The sequence below is a fragment of the Candidatus Bathyarchaeia archaeon genome, assembly GCA_035283685.1.
Lineage (GTDB): Archaea > Thermoproteota > Bathyarchaeia > Bathyarchaeales > Bathyarchaeaceae > DATETJ01.
In genome coordinates, this window is sequence record DATETJ010000011.1 from 128,002 (window position 1) to 145,124 (window position 17,123).

The 17,123-nt window shown below is 46.3% G+C and carries 14 protein-coding genes and 1 pseudogene; 7 read left to right on the forward strand and 8 right to left on the reverse strand.

Annotated elements, in window-relative coordinates; genetic code table 11:
* The first annotated feature begins 231 nt into the window (after positions 1–231).
* From VJ249_11150 to VJ249_11170, 5 genes are all read left to right on the forward strand, one after another.
* Positions 232–540, forward strand: coding sequence for a PqqD family protein (locus VJ249_11150; protein ID HKZ95117.1), 309 nt, complete (start codon positions 232–234; stop codon positions 538–540).
* Complete coding sequence (locus VJ249_11155; GenBank protein ID HKZ95118.1) at positions 527–1,657, forward strand: radical SAM protein; 1,131 nt, start codon at positions 527–529, stop codon at positions 1,655–1,657. The genes VJ249_11150 and VJ249_11155 overlap by 14 nt, the downstream gene beginning before the upstream one ends.
* A gap of 44 nt (positions 1,658–1,701) precedes the next feature.
* Positions 1,702–2,361, forward strand: coding sequence for a methyltransferase domain-containing protein (locus VJ249_11160; protein HKZ95119.1), 660 nt, complete (start codon positions 1,702–1,704; stop codon positions 2,359–2,361).
* A gap of 190 nt (positions 2,362–2,551) precedes the next feature.
* Positions 2,552–3,229 (forward strand): nitroreductase family protein, encoded by a 678-nt coding sequence (locus VJ249_11165; protein ID HKZ95120.1) that lies wholly within the window; start codon positions 2,552–2,554, stop codon positions 3,227–3,229.
* A gap of 1,010 nt (positions 3,230–4,239) precedes the next feature.
* A complete protein-coding gene (locus VJ249_11170; GenBank protein ID HKZ95121.1) occupies positions 4,240–5,427 on the forward strand; it encodes an AMP-binding protein in 1,188 nt (395 codons plus the stop codon).
* Between the two features lie 126 nt (positions 5,428–5,553).
* Here the strand turns inward: VJ249_11170 and VJ249_11175 are convergent, their stop codons facing one another.
* The 3 genes from VJ249_11175 to VJ249_11185 all read right to left on the reverse strand — a co-directional run bounded on the left by VJ249_11175 (position 5,554) and on the right by VJ249_11185 (position 8,384).
* Positions 5,554–6,651, reverse strand: a complete 1,098-nt coding sequence (locus tag VJ249_11175; protein ID HKZ95122.1) for a GNAT family N-acetyltransferase — start codon at positions 6,649–6,651, stop codon at positions 5,554–5,556.
* 532 nt (positions 6,652–7,183) lie between these two features.
* Positions 7,184–7,771: a TrkA C-terminal domain-containing protein gene (locus VJ249_11180; protein ID HKZ95123.1), complete on the reverse strand. Its 588-nt coding sequence runs from the start codon at positions 7,769–7,771 to the stop codon at positions 7,184–7,186.
* A 4-nt stretch (positions 7,772–7,775) separates the two neighbouring features.
* Positions 7,776–8,384 carry a TrkA C-terminal domain-containing protein gene (locus tag VJ249_11185; GenBank protein HKZ95124.1) on the reverse strand — a complete coding sequence of 203 codons (609 nt, stop codon included), beginning with the start codon at positions 8,382–8,384 and terminating at the stop codon, positions 7,776–7,778.
* 198 nt (positions 8,385–8,582) lie between these two features.
* On the opposite strand from VJ249_11185, the gene VJ249_11190 reads away from it, so the two are divergent.
* Positions 8,583–9,977 carry a magnesium transporter gene (locus tag VJ249_11190; protein HKZ95125.1) on the forward strand — a complete coding sequence of 465 codons (1,395 nt, stop codon included), beginning with the start codon at positions 8,583–8,585 and terminating at the stop codon, positions 9,975–9,977.
* 104 nt (positions 9,978–10,081) lie between these two features.
* A complete protein-coding gene (locus VJ249_11195; GenBank protein HKZ95126.1) occupies positions 10,082–10,249 on the forward strand; it encodes a DUF1059 domain-containing protein in 168 nt (55 codons plus the stop codon).
* Between the two features lie 274 nt (positions 10,250–10,523).
* On the opposite strand, the gene VJ249_11200 is transcribed toward VJ249_11195, so the two are convergent.
* From VJ249_11200 to VJ249_11220, 5 genes and pseudogenes are all read right to left on the reverse strand, one after another.
* Positions 10,524–11,450 (reverse strand): hypothetical protein, encoded by a 927-nt coding sequence (locus VJ249_11200; protein ID HKZ95127.1) that lies wholly within the window; start codon positions 11,448–11,450, stop codon positions 10,524–10,526.
* 988 nt (positions 11,451–12,438) lie between these two features.
* Positions 12,439–13,044: pseudogene (locus tag VJ249_11205) on the reverse strand (metal-dependent hydrolase).
* A 188-nt stretch (positions 13,045–13,232) separates the two neighbouring features.
* Entirely contained in the window at positions 13,233–13,517 is a 285-nt protein-coding gene (locus VJ249_11210; protein HKZ95128.1) for a transcriptional regulator, read from the reverse strand.
* 122 nt (positions 13,518–13,639) lie between these two features.
* A complete protein-coding gene (locus tag VJ249_11215) occupies positions 13,640–14,674 on the reverse strand; it encodes a hypothetical protein (protein HKZ95129.1) in 1,035 nt (344 codons plus the stop codon).
* Positions 14,675–15,363: 689 nt separating this feature from the next.
* Complete coding sequence (locus tag VJ249_11220) at positions 15,364–17,037, reverse strand: NosD domain-containing protein (GenBank protein ID HKZ95130.1); 1,674 nt, start codon at positions 17,035–17,037, stop codon at positions 15,364–15,366.
* Positions 17,038–17,123 lie beyond the last annotated feature (86 nt).

The window sequence follows — 17,123 nt, forward strand, 5'->3', positions numbered from 1 at the left end:
CTAGAGCAAACTTCCATAATACTTTTATACGATGCCTCATCATCATATCCTAAGAGGGAGAAACATGTCGAAACCCACAATCCGTAGAATCTCAGGAATCAGCAAAACACGGAAAGCCGAAAAATGCAGCGGTTGCGGCTGCTCGGTAGACTTGGACAAAAAATAGGAAAGCGCTAGACTCGGCTCGCGACATTCGTAATTCCCAAGGAACGCCAGCCAGAAGACTGGATTATGAGAACAAATGGTGAAGCGAAAGCCTCTCCGAGAAAAAAAGCGATCAAAAGAAAAAGAATAGTTGTAAGAGACAGCCTCGAAAGCAGTGGTCATTATCTGGTACTAAACACTTCCAATGGAGACAGCTACGAGATAAACGCCACTGGCAAGCTAATCTTGGATTGCTGTGACGGTTCTTTAACGAAAGACGAAATAGCAAAGAAGATTGCCGACACGTACAGACCCAAGGAAAAAGTCTTAAACATAGACGTAATCAGGTATCTCAACCTCTTGTTGAAAAAGGGCATCTTGGATGAAGAGGAATAAGCAGAAGAAAGAAACAACTTCTCTAGCAACGTGCGAAAAAGTAATCCAAGAAAACTCCAGGACAAACTCTCTGGGTTCCAAAACTCCTCGGCACGAAAAACACGCGAAACCAAACTTTCGGTTTCAATGGCACATCACAGACAGATGCAATCTCGCGTGCAAACACTGCTACATAGAAGACAATAACTCGGTAGAACTGAGTACCGAAGAGATTACTCAAGTTATTGACCATCTTGCTGAAGTCCTAGAGCGGTGGAATTACTCGGGAAGCGTCTCTCTTACTGGAGGCGAGGCGCTCATGAGACGCGACTTTGAGAAAATTGTGAAAGCAATCAGAAAACACGAACAGTTCAAGAACATTTTGGTGATGACTAACGGTGTGCAGATTTCAGGTGAGACTATCGAGTTCCTGAGAGATAACGACTGTGCCGTTCAGGTCAGCATAGACGGCTTCACCAAACAACAACATGATGAAATCAGAGGTGAAGGAAATTTCGACAAAGCCATCGCAACGCTTGGGAAGCTGTCCGAATCAGGTATCTATACTGCCGTGCACTACGTCGTTCACAGGCTAAACTGTCCCACAAGTATCGATCAGTTGAAAGGCTTCTTCAGCTTGTTTGGGCAAGCTGCCGTAAAACAGGTCGTTTTCAGCCTGTTGATTCCAATAGGCAAGGGAAGAGAAATGAGAAGGTTACTGCTCTCACCCAATGAGGTCAGAACCTTGTTCAACCAGTTAATTGAGGTTTCAAGAGATTTTCCAACCGTGCATTTGGACACAAATCGTCCGTTGTGGGCGGCGACCGAAGCCTGCTCAGGCGGCGCATGCCCTGTTGGCTTTTGGTATTGCACTATTCTTCCAAACGGCGACGTGCTTCCATGCAGGCGCCTGCCAATCGTTTTGGGCAACCTGAGAAACCAGTCCTTCTATGAGATCTGGTACAAATCAGACATCTTGTGGAGACTAAGGGAGCATCGAAAGATTGAAGTCTGCGGTCAGTGTAAGCTGCTAGATCAGTGTGGGGGATGTAGAGGCATGGCCTACGCAGTTTACGGAGACTACATGGCAAGAGATCCCGAATGCTTTCTTCTCTCTGATGGACAAGAAAGCTCCTAAGAACATATTGACGATGCGATCATGCAACAAAATAGTGGATAATTGTGTTCGAAAGGCAGTACGTCGAAAACGAGTGCTTGTGGGGCCTATCTCCTGATTCTATTCTGACCAAAAATATAGGAAAGATTCCAGTGGGCAGAGCATTGGATCTAGGTGTCGGTGAAGGGAGGAACGCCCTTTTCTTGGCTCAGACTGGTTTTCAGGTCACTGGAATTGACATCTCACCCAAGGCAATAGAAAAATTCCTCAATCTAGCCAGAGAAAGAGACGTTGCAGTTGAAGGATTGGTGAGGGACATCAGAGACTTCGAGTTCAAACCACACACGTATGATCTGATCGTCGCAACTGTCACCCTACATTTTCTCGCAAAGACAGAGGTGTACGAGACAATCTCCAAAATCATCCGAAGCGTGGCCCTTGGCGGCTACGTTTACATCGGAGACTTCACAGTCAGTGATCCAAGCTACAAAAGTGCCAAGAAAAGACTGAGACAAGTGGATGAGAACACGTTCTGGTACCCAGACTTATCCTGCTACCTGTATTTCTTTTCACACAACGAGTTGAGAAGGATGTTTACGGATTTCGAGACAAAAGTCTATTTGGAAAGAACTCTTGCAGATACCCCTCATGGAAAACGAGGTATCCATACCCATTCAGTTGCCTTATTGCTCGCGCAGAAGTGCCCGAGGAAAAAAGGACTTTAAAGCGTGCTGCATCTTCCGTAACGAATCATGAACAGCATTACCGTCTGGTCCCAGAACGCTTAAAGCAATCTTTCGCAATCCAGCACGCACTCGTACCAGACACAACCGATTTATACGGTGAAACTGCGTCAAAGTAGAAGCATTATTGTATGTGGTCTGAAGAACAAAATACAATGGAGACTGTATGATTATGAAAAGACCAGACTCACTGACAAATGCGAACAGCGCTCACAAGAACCTAAAGAGCTTACTTGACACGATAACCGAAAGAAGAAGTGTCAGAAGATTTCGACAGGATGGGATTACAGACGCAGACCTCAGAACTTTGGTCTTTGCTGCAACAAGGGCTCCTAGCGGTGGGAACATGCAGCCATGGTTCTTCACAATTGTCAAAAATCAACATCTAAAGGACAGACTTGCAAGTGTCATTCTGCAGAACGTAAACGAATTGAATCAAAGTGACCTCTTCTTCAGGAAAGCCACAAAGAGTATCCGGAAGTACTCAACTTTCTTCAAAAACGCCCCCATCGTGATCGCAGTCTTAGTTAAACTGTACGACCGAACCTATATTGATTCAATCGTAAAATTCATGAACGTGGATGCCTTCGAGGCTGTTCACCTACTGGGTTTTGCAGAGGTACAGAGTGTGGCAGCTGCCATAGAGAATCTGCTGTTGGTTGCTCACGCTATGGATTACGGAGCCTGCTGGATGAGGGTGCCTTTCTGTTCAAAAAACAATCTCGAACGAGAACTGGGAGTAGAAAAGCCATGGCATCTGCTAGCATTCATTCCGATAGGATTGCCCGACGAGAAACCGAAAGCAATAGCAAGAAAAGCCGTTGAAGAAGTCATGAAAATCATAGAGTAACCCATCCCACACAGCCGAATCTTCTGACACGGAACTAGCGCGAGCGGTCGAATCGAAATAGGTAATCAATACTGGGATTGCCATCTTAATAGCTGAGATAGGTCCCGCTGCGGATGGACCCCCAAAGAAAGCGAGAGCGCACCTGCGAGGTTCAAGCGGCGATAGTCATGACTGCTAGTAGCTGCCAGTTGAGGTTCTTGGAACTGGACTAGGCCCTCAACAACTCCTCTTAACTGACAGTAGCTCCCACACGTCCCTAGGCTTCGCTTGCTTCTTCCGGACAGGGCAGTCTATTCAGGCACTCTCTAGAGAACTAGCAGTCAACTGGCAGTCAACTACTCTTAACTATATCTGAACGCGGTTAACTGAAAAACAACTTCGCCCAACGTCACGACCACACAGAAAAACAGGTGCCTCCAAACCTTAGGATTCAGATTCACCCGTGTCGACTCGGAACTCCCCTAACTGCCCTCACTACTCTCAGATAACTAGCGGAACTGCTTACAGTCATCTGAAAGCACTACAAAATCTATAAATTCGAGAGTTTCGAATGGTTCGGAATATGGGGTATGGGGAAAGTCCATTGAATCCATATACGTTCATAAGTAGAACAATCTACTGTAGATTGTCCTTTAATTGTTAATAGTAATTAACAAATATTTCCCACGCCAACATAACAATATGTTCATGGAAAATCCAAGTTCATCATTAAAATCATGGATATCCTTTTCCGACAATTTCTCGGGTTGTCTCCCGCAAACTCCTTTTTTTGTTTGATTGAGTGTTAAAAAAAAGAATTCTTTTTAGCGCGCGCTGCACCCCATATGCTTGCAATTTTCTGGAGCACAAGGTTAATAGGAAAAAGGGAAGTGCGTAGTTATGTTGGGAATTGGTGCTAGCAAAGGATGCGCCGTTACGAATCTGCCCCGCGCTTTCTCTATTATCTCTTCACGTATGGAAAAAACACTAGATTAGAAACACCTAGACTTCTTGCGATACAGGAAAAGAAAATGAGAGCGATGGTAAGATACGCCTATGATAACGTACCTTTTTACCACAAATTGCTGAACGCCATCAATGTGAAGCCGACGGAGATCAAAACAGTCAACGACCTGAAGAGGCTTCCCATAATATCAAGAAGACAAGTGCAGGAAAACTACGCCAGTATCATATCAAGGGAATTCAACCCCGCGAAATGTGCCAAACACAAGACCTCCGGGTCAACCGGGGTTCCACTAACGGTTCTTACCGACTACAGAACTTTAGAACCGTCGTGGGCAGTTTCTCTACGCCAGTTCTTTGAAAGCGGCGGGCGATTGCTTGACAAACAGGTGCGCCTTCGGGGACCGGGAGGAAACCCTCCGCATGCCGGAGCCAGACCGTTCTCAGAACATATTGGAATTTTCAGAACAGAATGGGTTACCATAGTTGATGAAATCTCTGACGCTGTACTTTCTTTTCTAAAAGCCTACAAGCCTGACGTAATGATTGGTTACCCTGGCTTTTTTCAACTGCTTTCGGAGAAGACAAGGGGTGAGTTAAGTCCGAGAATCATTTTTTGCATGGGCGAAACCTTGAGTAGTCGTTGCCGCGCCTTGATGGGTTCAGCTTTTGAGGCACGGACTTTTGACTCTTACGGGTGCACTGAAACAGGGGACATCGCTTGGGAATGCCCTGACGAACATGCAGGTTATCACATAAATATTGATTCTGTCATCGTTGAATTTATCAATGAAGGCGAGAGCGTCGCCCCGGGTGAAGAAGGAGAAATTGTTCTCACATATCTGTTCAATCATGCTATGCCCTTTATTCGTTACAAAATAGGTGACGTTGGAGTTCCAATCGAAGAGCAATGCTCTTGTGGAAGAACTTTGCCTCTTATGCGTTCGATAAAGGGTCGAGCTGACGATTTCATAGTTCTTCCCGACGGAAGAAAAGTGTCTCCCTTGGGTATCTTGAACATGGAAAATTTCGCAGGGGTGTCAGAGTATAGGATAATTCAAGAGAAGCGAGACCTTATAGAAGTTTGGTTGAAAATGCCTGAACACTATTCCGATGACTCTGTGAAGAAGTGCGTTTCCGCCCTCAGAAGAAGCTTGGGAGAAGGAGTTCAAATAAAACCGCGAATTGTTGAGGAAATTCCGAGAGATAATTCAGGAAAATTGAGGCGTGTCATCTCAAAAGTAGCAAACTGCTGAAAAGATCAGAGTGCCCAAGCTCAAGCCACCGAATTCACAGGCCTAGCAACTCCAGCGGGAAGCTTCAACGCCAACAATTCGCTCGTTCTGTAAACGCCAGCACGTGCGCTATGCATTAGTCCGCCCTCAGAGAAAGTCGCCAAGTGCGGTGTACCACTGCCCGCTGCATTTGATCAATTCCTCTGAAATTTTCGAAGGATCAAATCTGACGACCAATGTGCTCCTCGGAAATAGAGCAGATGCGAAGAATCCATGCCTTTTCAATGGCTTGTAGCAGGGACTATTCTTCACGGTCCAGCATTCAACATAGTCAACGCCGATCTTCTTGAAGTGCTCTGAAGCTTGGGAAAGCGAGAAACACATCACGTCTTTTCGTCGAGGATGTGTCACCATCTCAACTATGAACCCCTTGTTGAAGCCATCTTGGATCCTTGTTGACAAAACGGTGTAGCCTAAGATTCTTTCTCCCGCCTCGGCTAGGAACACGTCAAAACTCAAGTGGGGTCTTTCGAAGTATTTCCAGTTCAAATATGCCTTACTTCTCATGACGCATATCCCGTAGAAAGGGGAAATTTCATTCCAGAAAACATCGATCCTATCATCAAAGGCTGATATTCTCCTCATTCTTAACCCTGTCGCTTTTACTTTCTTTCTGGCGACGGAAAGTATTTTAAATGCGGATTCGACCCCATGTGAAACTGTTTTCGCGAAAAAACTTCGGCCAAAGCGTTTTTCCACGATTTCACGGGGGTTTAGAGGGTTTATCATAACGGTGATTTCGGAAACCTTTAGTATTCCATATCTTCGCGCGGGTGAAATTGTCATTCTCGAAGCGTCAGCGAAAGAGATGGGAATATGATGTTGAACTGCGTCTTTCCACGACGATTCTGAGAGTGTTCTGTATATCCCCCGACGCCTGAATTCAGGGTGGGTAGCTGCGTCTGCTGCAATCGATCCTTTCAAAGTTTCCTCTCCCAGCTTCATCGCCAGCGGAATGCGTACAATGTGTCCAACTATTTCTCCGTTACATTCGGCAACCCACCTGATGTTCCTTCCAAAAGGATTGGTTTGTTGCCAACGAAAATGGCGTAACCACCTAGATGAATAGGATCTGGAAAACACAATTCCCATTAGCTTTGAGATGCCTAACTCGTCTCCCAGTTTGTATCGACGAGTAATGAGCGACTGAGTCGTGACAGTCCCCCACTCGTTATGCAGCAGCATAACACATAGGCTTTGCGCGCACAGTTGGAAGTGCTAGCGCGCGCTGTGTGTCCGCATGTGTATGCGGTGTGGTCTCTGCAGAATTATCTGCGATTTTTCCACTATGCGTTGAGAAGACACAACACATGGCACAGATCACCTGCTTCTGAACAGAAACCGGTTCGGTATTATTACTGTTTCTAAGTGGAAGTTAATAACATCTGAAACAGAAACCAGCCTCACACGTATAACAGTGACGAAGCCCTAACACAAGACAACGGGCAGACAGAACCTAAAACACCATACAGAAACCCGAACAGGTCCGAAAGCACAATGCTCAAACTTGTTGATGTCACCAGGAACAGTCTGACGACGACATCCACACAGCTTCAGCCTCAAAACGCACTTCAACACCGGTAGAAGAAGGTACAAGGGGCTTACCTCTTTCTTCTTTTGAAATTTCTCTTTCCGCAGAGCCAGCAACATGCCCGTGAATGTTGTTCTAGCGTGCATCACCGCATTCAGGCACGCGATCCACATTAGACCATTTGACCTATTTTGGCCGTTTTTCCGCGTTTGTTAATCTCTTAAGGTCTTCTACACCTTCAGCATATCCTGAGGCAATAAGGTGGTCTCCTGCCTCTATAGCCGTATCAGGTTTTGGTCGAATCCACTTGTCTCCACGCTTTATGCACAGAACCCACATGCCCGTTTCTTCATGGATCTGTGCTTCTTTAAGCGTCTTCCCAGCCAATGGAGATTTCTTCGACACCTGTGCATGGACAACCGTTTCTTCAGCTTCCTTGATAGCGAGTTTCAGCACAGGGTGAGGATCAAGTCCTCTAAGCACAACACCCGCGATCTGCATAGCTGCATCAGCTATCTTTTCAGTGACCACGCCCAACCGGATAAGCCCTAAGTAGTCTTTTGACTCCTCTGGACTGATGCATCGCGTCAATACCAGGAGTTCGAACTTAGTGTGCAGATCGTCTATGTATTCTTCAAGTGTGGCAACTTCCTGAGCCAGCTCTTTACTATTGAGAAATATGGAAGAGTAAGCAAGATCCATCATGAGCTCTGAGGTGTCCTTAAGTTCAACAAGCATGTCAACCACGTCTTTGAATGATTTGTCAATGCTCATGTTTCTAGCTCCGTGCAGCCTGCAATGTTCTACCCGCTAGTCTTTCGAACTCTTCGACGCCCATTGGAGCACCTCTAGCTATGACAACGTCTCCTTCAAGGATTAGCTCGTCTTTTTCAGGATTAATTATGAAGTCTTTGTTGCGGCGTATAGCGATTATGTCTACTCCCATCTTTGGCGCTAATTCCAAGTCTTTCAGTGTCTTGTTTGCCCAAACAGAGCCCTTTTCAATCTCAACCCGCGTCAGACGTTCTTCAACCTGCTCAAAGGCCGCGCGCACTATTGGATGTATGCCGATTTCTCGCAAGACTATGCCCGCTATGTCGCCTGCAGCATCTGAAATCTTGTCTGCAGCCGAGGCCACCATCGATACCGCGACAAGCGATTCCGCATCTCTTGGATCCCTAGCTGCGACCATAGCGCTCATGTCAAGAAGGTAAGCAAGATTGTCAACTCGCCTCTCCATTTCGATGACTTCCTCAGCCAGCGGACGGCTATTAAAAAGAGCCGCAGAATATGCCAAGTCAATCATCAGTTCGGAGAGATCCTTCATCTCAGTGATCAAATCTCTGACCGATATAGGTTTGTACTTGATCTTGTCCAATCGAGCCATTTCTGTCTAAAACTCCCACTGGAACAGTTTGCTTCCCGTGGCAACACTACAATAGATTTCCTACGACAGATAATCTTTGTCCCAATTGCGACTGGACCACACGGGGCGCATGGAAACACCTTTATAAACGAAACGCAAAAAGGGATGACTCAATCGTCTAGCAAAAAAGGGTGAAAGAACTGCTGCAGGGAATGCAAAATGACTCGACTTCAGAAGAGACGGAGCAATCTGAAACTCTCCAAGATACTCCCCCGCGGCAACCCTCGAACACCCTCATACAAACTGAAAACTAGTCAGCTAGAAGAGCAGGAAAAACCAACGACTCAAATCTCCATTACTGCCATATTTTTGAAAATCCGTCGCCGGCTTTTCAAAGGACCCTCAAGAGTTATAGTTTCGGAGTCCAAGCACAAACTTGCCAAGACTTTAAGGGAGTCATTGAGCGCATTTGCCTTCAACATGGTCGGAATCGTGGCTGGAACAATCATAGCCTCGCATGTGGGCTTGTTCAAACTTGCCCCGTGGGCTATCTTGGTTTATCCGTCGATCGTGAGCGCTAGGGGAGTCATAGGCGGCCTGTTTTGCGGTCGACTGAGCACAGCATTGCACCTAGGTACTGTGAAGCCACGAGTTCGTGGAAATACCAAGAGTTTCCACTTGCTATTTCGTGCTGTGGTGATGATGACACTGGAAGCCAGCGTGGGAATGAGTCTGGTTGCAATGTTGTTTGGAAGCACGTTTCTAGCATTACCAACATCTTATTTCTCAAGTATCTTGGCTGTCACTGTCGCAACAATGGCGTTGGCATTATTGGTTGTCTCGCCACTGACTGTACTAGTTTCCGTTATCTCATTCAAACATGGACTGGACCCTGACATAGTTCTGTATCCTGTGGAGTCCACGGTGTCCGACCTGATGATCACGCTGATTTACATTGTGGTGGTTAATGCTTTTGTTCTATTCGGCCTGACTGGGCAATTGCTCGTCGTTCTTGTGGGTTTAATCTTGGCGTCTGTTTCCGCATATTTGTTGGCGAGGAACATGCGAGAACCTGAATTCGTAAAGACAGTGAAGGAGTCGCTTCTGACTCTGTTCTTTGTTGTTTTCATAGTCAATGTGACTGGCTCCGCTCTTGGCAGAATTGCAGAGATTGTCGGCGAGAGGCGAGAAGTCTACACTGTTTATCCTGCCATGATCGACACTATGGGCGATGTTGGTGCCGTTGTTGGCTCGACCGCGACAACAAAACTTGCTTTGGGCACGCTTCAATCATCGCTTTGGTCTATAAGGAACCACTCGATCGAAATCCTCGGGGCTTGGGTGGCGTCTTCCATTATGTTTTGTATTTATTCAGTTTCATCCCTGACCATACAAGGGCTGTTGAGCCCGTCTAATCTGATTAGGTTCACGGCGCTGTTGCTTACGACGAACGTGGCGGCAGGAGCCATTATCGCTGTCGTTTCATACATTGTTGCTGTGCTAACATATCAGAGGGGTTTGGACCCAGATAATTTTGTGATTCCCATTGAGAGTTCTCTCGCAGACAGCATAACAACGTTGTCTCTTCTTGCCGCACTAGGTTTGTTTGGCTAAGAGTACTCAAGCGCTTGCATATGCATTCGAGCGTAGACTTCAGCTTTAAGTCTTCTGGCCGTGTGTGATATGTTGTAGTTGCATCAAAATGGAGGTGACAGTTTATGGATAAAATGCTGATCGCGACGTGTCCGGGTTGCGGATGGCAATTGAAGACTCCGAAAGGCGAAAATGACGTGGTAAAGCACGTTATGCTGCATGCTCAGGACTACCATCCGGAAATGAAGAACGCAAAAAGAGAGGACATCGTGAAGATGATCAAGAAGGAGTAGCTTGCACCTTTTCGCATACAAGAGAAGCAGTCAACGTCTCTTGGTGCCCCAGAGGTTGGGCTCTATTTTCACTTTTTCGTCATTGAGAATTATTCACTCAGGAAGAAGGGCATGCGTTTGATTTTTTTGGCTTTTTTCCTTACAATCCATTGCAGCCGCCTCATAACCAGCGAGCGTATTCGGGAATTGTTCCCTTGCGGAGTCTATGATGTACTGTCTTGGTTTATTCTTGATACAAAAAGGGGGGAGAGGTGTAGGATGTCTGCTCTTGCTGCTATTGTACGGCGTAGTTGAAGTACATTGCCCAGTTGCGACTCGTGAATCTTACTCCGTTGCCCCATGCAGTCTCACACACGAGCCTACACGGAACCGTAACAGAGAAGAACTTCGTCCAACCGTCGAATGGATTTGGATCAGCCCAGCCATCTCTTAACACTGTATTGCCAAAGGAGTCGACGCCTCTCATCCAAGTACGCACGGAGATGAATAATACGTCTCCACAGTTTACTCCCATGCCAGTCAGTGAGAAGGTGTAGGTGTCGGTTGTCACTCCACCTAGTCCTGTGTGTCTGTCAGGCCACGTCCACCACGGTGGTGGAAACGGAGGTGCACTGAAGCCCACAAAGGCAAAGGTGTCGAGTAGTTGCCAGCTCCCTGTGGTTTGAATGGTGATGACGAGATTGTCTCCCACGATGGCTACTGAAACTGATCCGGCATTTTCTGCGTCAGGGTACGTGTAGAGTGGCATTGTGGCTAGTAGACCTTCTGCGAAGGCTTGATCACCTGCTGGTCCGCAGACCACAGCGTGCGCCGCTATGACGAGTACGGTTCCAGGCGTCCAGCTTCCAAGGCTGATGGTGTAAGTGAACATTGACACTGGAGGGTCGTGAATCGTGCTGAATGGAAATTGGCCTGGAATCGGGCTTCCCTGCTTGGTCCTCGGAATATCGGAGAGTGAATCGCCAACGGCGAGGTGGGTTGAAGTCATCATCCAGCTACCGGTGGTCACGTATCTGACAAAGAGATTAATACCGTCGTTCCAAACTAGAACGTCGCCAGCGTCAATTGTCTGGTTTGCGATCAAGTCTGTAATAAACGGGTTTGCGGCAGTGTGGGCGTTTGCTCTTGGGCTCAACGCGATCGGAAGCATGCCTACTATGAACATCAATGTGATTAGCGCTGCAACAATTTTTGGTTTCATTTTTTTCATCCTCTTACTCAATCTTTCTCGATTTTTTTAATGTAATTTTCACTGACCTAATGATACACTCATGCATAAAAGCAACTATGGGATTTTTTTCTAGAGCCTATCCACATTTGTTCTATAGCTAAAGCGTAGAAGAAGCCATCTCCACGAAGAATGAAGACCTGAAGTCAAGAAGTGAACCATCACATTAGTGTGCATAATCTAGTCAGGGAAAGCGGGCCCGGAGGGATTAGAACCCAAACGGGTTCAAGTCCACATGCTTAAACGCAGAAAAGAAGTGAGAGCGCGCGCAGCCAACATGAATGCACGCGCTCCGGGGTTCTCCTTTGCGCTCGCGTGAATTCAGCGTGCAGCAAGGATTGTCCTGACGACATGTAAGTGATAGGAGTTTTATCCCTATATTATAGTAGGGAAGAATGTTATGTAACATTTTACAAGAAAATTCATGGTCAGATTTCCTGCGTTTGAATGTGAAAGAAGGCAAATCATAACGCTGGCAAATTCAGTGACGACTAGACGATTAAAACATGAGTCTGCGTAGACCTGGCGGCTTCTTCGATGGGAATCGGTTTGCCGCCGAATTCTCTGTCTGTTTTTCCGGCTGTACGGCATACGATTATGCGTCAAAGATGTCTGACGGTGTTTGATGTGTCTTGTTTCTAGGCTAAGGGTTTGCTACGCATGTCTGTGTATGAAGGAGCTGGTGAAATGTTTGACATCAACCAGAAGCGCGCGTGCTGCTAAAGAGCAGTTGCACGCCTTTGGTTTTGATTGAGCGTGTCAAATAGTCACCTATAAGTGAGTGTGAGGTAGTTGCAGCCAGGTAGCGCGCGCTTCAAGAATAGTGAACTGACAGTCGGGCGTGCATTATGGGTTGACCGTCTCACGTGGCAATCGGTTTGCCGCCGGTTTCTTGTTGGGTGTCTTCCTAGGCAGAATGGCAAGCCGATTTGTGCTTTGGCAGCAAAAAGCGCCGTGTGTGTTAGGTATGTGGTTTGATGGACTTTGTGATTGGTATGATGTCAATGAGAATGGGAATCACCAAGAGAATGATCAGGATGAGGTGTGGTATGATCAGTTCTGCGGGTACGGGTATTGGAAATTCCGTGAAAACTGGAAATAAAGCTGTGGATACTGGCACTGTAAGTAGTAGGTTGGAAGAGTGACGTTCCAGCATCATTGGCAAGTCTCTTGATGCGAGCATGAGCGCTAAAAAAGCTGCGAAGAGGACAAATTCAATGTATACATAAGCGAGTTTCGCGGTTTCGGAACCCGCTGAAAACCAGTTTGATGTCAATGGATAGAGCAGTTGTACGCCTTGTGTTTTGCTTGGACGTGTCAGATAGTCGCCCAATATTGGGTGGGAGACTAGAGCGATCAGGTATGGAAGTGTCCGTTTTCTCCAAATTAGAACCGCGGGAAGAGCTGAGGCTAGCAGCAGGATGAGAGAGTGGGTGGGTCCACCGTGCTCAAGAACCGGTATTAACATGTCAATATCTGGAATGATTGAAAGCGTGAGGATCAAAGGTATGTTTACGTTGACTTTTAGAGGCTTTGATGAGGCTTTGCCTGTTAAATAACCTAGAGCTAGGTGTCCTACTGCGTACGTTGTGTTTCACTTGCTTGAAGTTTTTATTATTGTCTCTGGAATGCTTTCGCACGTATTTATGTATAGTGGGAATGGCGCGCGCTGTTTAAGTGACCTGCGTGAATGACTTTTGGTCTACATGCGTAGAGTGGGCGGCTGAAAACAAGGGGGCTCTACTTTCTTGGAAATCAGCCTTGTTTGTCTTTCTTTTCTTCCTGTTCAGATGTGTCTTGCAATTGTATGTCTTCGATTGGCGTTGGAGGTGGAGTTGTGGCCATGGTCCAGCCTATCCAAGCTCCTATTCCTAGAATGGCGATGAATGCGATGAACACTGGGATTGCGACTAGCCAGAGTCGTATGGCTTCTAGGGCTGGCCAGAACAGTGCGCCAGTATATGATCCAGCGATTGTTATACAGACGACGCAGATTAATCCGCCAATAACTTGATCCTTAGTCGTGCATGTCACCTCCATTTGATTTACTTACCCTGATGCTAGCACCTACAGTGCGGCGTTTGCTATCATGTCACTGTTCAAATGGCATTTGCGCGCTGCCAACAAACTGCCTTACAAGACGCTCTGGTTTCTTTAGAAGCTTAGTAGGTCTCCCTGATTATGTGACCTAGCAGCTGTCTGATTGCGAATGATGTGAATTTTGGGTTTAGCATACTAGAAATTTGGTCAGTGAAGCTTTTTCGAGCTTTAGCCTCTCTGAACTTCTCCACAAATGCCTGAACTACTGTTATGGGGTGATATTTGAAGGGCATAAGGAAGTTCACTTCTTCAACGCGTGTACTCTCCAAAGGGTTCAAGTCTCTTTGGCTGAGAAGCTTAGCCAGACAATCGGGTATGAAGCCATGAGCTTGTTGATGAAGTAGGGCTGATAGTCCTAGATGAGTTTGAAAAGCTCTGCTTATCTTGCATTCCTCAACCATGGAGATTATCGCATTTGAAGAGGTGCTTCTTGTGTTGGCCAGAGAGTAGAGCGTTGTGTAGTATTCAGATAGGACGTACATCTGCTCCTTTAGGACCGAATGTGCAATCAGGGCAACAAGGTCCGCACATGGATCTAGTGTTCGGACGATCTTTCCATTTGAGAGTTTTTTGTCAATAATGGATTTTCTCAGTTTTTGCTTGTCAAGGTATATTATGTGACTGGCTCCGATTTCATTGTATAGGTCAATGTTGATTTCTGCTTTGGCATCACGAAAAGTGGTTGAGAGAGGTCCAGCCGCCAAGAAGGTGTAGCCTGCATGAGACATATTCCTAATGACTTGTTGGTATTCCGGGCTAAAGATCAAGATATCTAGGTCTACCGTGACCTCTCTGTAGGGTCTTATGCTTTTGAAAAAGGCGTAATCTACGGAGGCTTTTTCTAGAGCTTGAGAAACTCTTGAAGTTGCCTGAACAATCTGAGTATATCTATTGCGTAGCTTATCGTACTCTTTTGCAAAGGAGTCTGATTTGCTGATTGTGCCTAATGCTTGAAGGAAACGGAGGGGCATCCTGTTTCTTGTAGCATAGTGATAGAGTGGTGTAACATCCTTGCCCCTCAACTCCAAATGCGATGTGGCAAAGGGGGAGCCGATAATTCTGAGGATTCTATGTGTAAGAGAATTCGAAGTTTTCACCGGTTGCAACAGAATCCCTTGTTGTCTAGAGTGTCTAGGACTTCTTGAAATGTCTTTTTGGGGCTTTTGTTGGTGGTGTCGAGCACATTAGCACCATCTCTTAAGGAATTGTAAAGATCAAGTTGATTCCTAAGAACACTGATGTCCTCTCCGCTTCTTTGTGCCAACTCCCTTAAATCGGCCACAACAAAGAATTTTACTTTGGTATTACCCGCTAGCGAAATCAGATGTCTTGCCAAGAAGCTTCTACAGAATGAGGGTTCCCCAGTTATTAAGGAGACCCAGACGACTAGGTCTAGAACGTATCTGTCAGCAATGACGACATAGCCAAAGAGGCTAGGTAGAACAAACCTGAGCAGAATGACAGGTAACGCACTAATGTACTCCAGGAGCCAACATAACCTAGCCATGCGTTTTGGTAAGGTGACATTGTAATAAGGGTTCACGTTTCCGCTGTAACTGTCAAATTTTGAAAGAAAGCGGAATAAGATGGAAACAAGAGTATGAGAACCCCTCATCCAGGAGACTTTGGTCCTTAGACCTGTCTTTCTTAGTCGATTGGAAAGGAATGTGGTTTGCGTGGTCTTGCCTGAGCCGTCAGGACCAAAGAAATAAATAATGCACATTGCCGCACCAGGTTGCGTGTTGGGAAATATCGATGCTAGATCGAAAGAGGTTGCGCAAGGTTTCTACTGGTTCGTTTTTCCGTAGTTCTTCCCGACGCTGAATAGGTCTTGGGCATTTACAAGGTTGTCGGAGTTGAGGTCGCTGTTCGGGTGCCAGTTTGGCTTTTCCGGCGTGGAACCGTAAGCTCCTGCCAGCTGGGACAAGTCTATAGCATTAACCATAGTATCTTTGTTTATGTCGCCTATTATTGGATTGCTCCAGTATTCGTATGGGCTCATCAAAGGGTATTTGTCTTGGTTATTGCTGTCAATGACAAACGGTGTATCTCCTATTCCATCGCTTCCAGTCTTGTTCTGGTAAGACCCCCAGTACAAGTCGACGCCTGCATAGTTGCTCCAGTAGTTGCCCCCTGAGGAATAGCCATTGTCCCAGAGGTTGACTGATCCACTGCGGCTGCGCACTTGGTTTGTGTTGTTGAAATTGTTATGGCGGATGTTATTGTTGCTAGATGATATTAGCCAAATTCCATAGTCATTTCTGGCTAGATCGTTGCCCTGAATTATGTTGCCGCCTGAAGAGGTTAGCATTGATCCAACCCAATTGTCAGTTATGTTGTTGATGCTGATCGTGTTGCCATTGGAAGAAACTAGCCAGATACCATACTCGCTGCATTCAGTTATAGTATTGTTGGTTGCGACATTACTGCTGGAACTATCGAGTAAGACTCCGTCTCTCGCAGTTCCTATAGAGTTGTTGGTTATGGTGTTTCCGTTTGATTTGTGCAGGTGGATGGCGGCTTCACTACTGTTTGACACAATGTTGCCTTCTACTGAGGAGTTGTTTGTGTAGGCTAGTACCACTCCTTCGCGATTGTTTGCCAGATGTAGATCCCTGATGGTGATATTCGTTGAGTTCACGGCAGCTACGTAGCCCGCATCAGAAGGTATCTGTTGGCTTTGTTGGTTTACCAAGTAGTAGATTGGCTTTTCGTTTACTTTGTTTGAGGAGTCTATGTCTTGTATGAAATTCGTGAGGGTTGCGCTGTGGACTCCGAAGTTGTAGATGTTGTTGGCTATCTTGTTGTCTCTAAGGGTATTGCTTCCAGAGAATTCCAGCCACAGACCATAACTGTTTCCTGAAGCGTTGTTGCTGAGTACGGAGTTGCCGTTGGAGTAAAGCAGCCAGAGTCCGACTAGGTTGTTCGTTGAGTTGTTATGGCTTATTGTGTTGCCGCTGGAATAGTATAGATATATGCCAACTTCTTGGTTGTTTGCCACTGTGTTGTTAGCTATAACGCTGTTGGTTGAGTGATCAAGAAGTAAGCCGGAGTCGCCTGTGCTTTCTATGATAGCGTTGTTGGCTATAGTGCTGCCGCTCGAATAGTGTAGGTATAAACCATAAGCGCCGTTTCTGACAGTGAACCCCTCGAAGACCACGTTGCTTGCGGTTACGTTGACTGCTGGGGCGTTCCCTAAACCGTCAATAATCGTTGATTCTCTGTTTTCGCCGATAATGGACAATGTTTTGTTTACGACAATATTTCCGGGGTAGGTTCCACTGTCTACGAGAATCGTGTCTCCTGAGTTGGCAGCGTTTATGGCTTCTTGTATCTTCGTGAAATCTGTTGGAACTCTGATCACTCCAGGGGCTGCGATTACGTCAAACCTCGGAGCAGCTAGTGAAAGTGCTAGTATTGTTGCACAGAAGATTATTCGTGAAGAGACTGTCTTTCGCATTTTGAATCACCTCTCTTTGATTTCTACAAGCGCGTTACGACAGATTCCGCTTCATGTTGATAGATGCTGTGAGTACGACGTGACAT

Bases quoted from the DNA above. Each gene is read 5' to 3' on its own strand.
- VJ249_11165 (HKZ95120.1), top strand. From the start codon at position 2,552: ATGAAAAGACCAGACTCACTGACAAATGCGAACAGCGCTCACAAGAAC.
- VJ249_11150 (HKZ95117.1), top strand. From the start codon at position 232: ATGAGAACAAATGGTGAAGCGAAAGCCTCTCCGAGAAAAAAAGCGATC.
- VJ249_11210 (HKZ95128.1), bottom strand. From the start codon at position 13,517: ATGGAGGTGACATGCACGACTAAGGATCAAGTTATTGGCGGATTAATC.
- VJ249_11155 (HKZ95118.1), top strand. From the start codon at position 527: ATGAAGAGGAATAAGCAGAAGAAAGAAACAACTTCTCTAGCAACGTGC.
- VJ249_11190 (HKZ95125.1), top strand. From the start codon at position 8,583: ATGACTCGACTTCAGAAGAGACGGAGCAATCTGAAACTCTCCAAGATA.
- VJ249_11220 (HKZ95130.1), bottom strand. From the start codon at position 17,037: ATGCGAAAGACAGTCTCTTCACGAATAATCTTCTGTGCAACAATACTA.
- VJ249_11175 (HKZ95122.1), bottom strand. From the start codon at position 6,651: ATGCTGCTGCATAACGAGTGGGGGACTGTCACGACTCAGTCGCTCATT.
- VJ249_11195 (HKZ95126.1), top strand. From the start codon at position 10,082: ATGGATAAAATGCTGATCGCGACGTGTCCGGGTTGCGGATGGCAATTG.
- VJ249_11185 (HKZ95124.1), bottom strand. From the start codon at position 8,384: ATGGCTCGATTGGACAAGATCAAGTACAAACCTATATCGGTCAGAGAT.
- VJ249_11180 (HKZ95123.1), bottom strand. From the start codon at position 7,771: ATGAGCATTGACAAATCATTCAAAGACGTGGTTGACATGCTTGTTGAA.
- VJ249_11170 (HKZ95121.1), top strand. From the start codon at position 4,240: ATGAGAGCGATGGTAAGATACGCCTATGATAACGTACCTTTTTACCAC.
- VJ249_11200 (HKZ95127.1), bottom strand. From the start codon at position 11,450: ATGAAACCAAAAATTGTTGCAGCGCTAATCACATTGATGTTCATAGTA.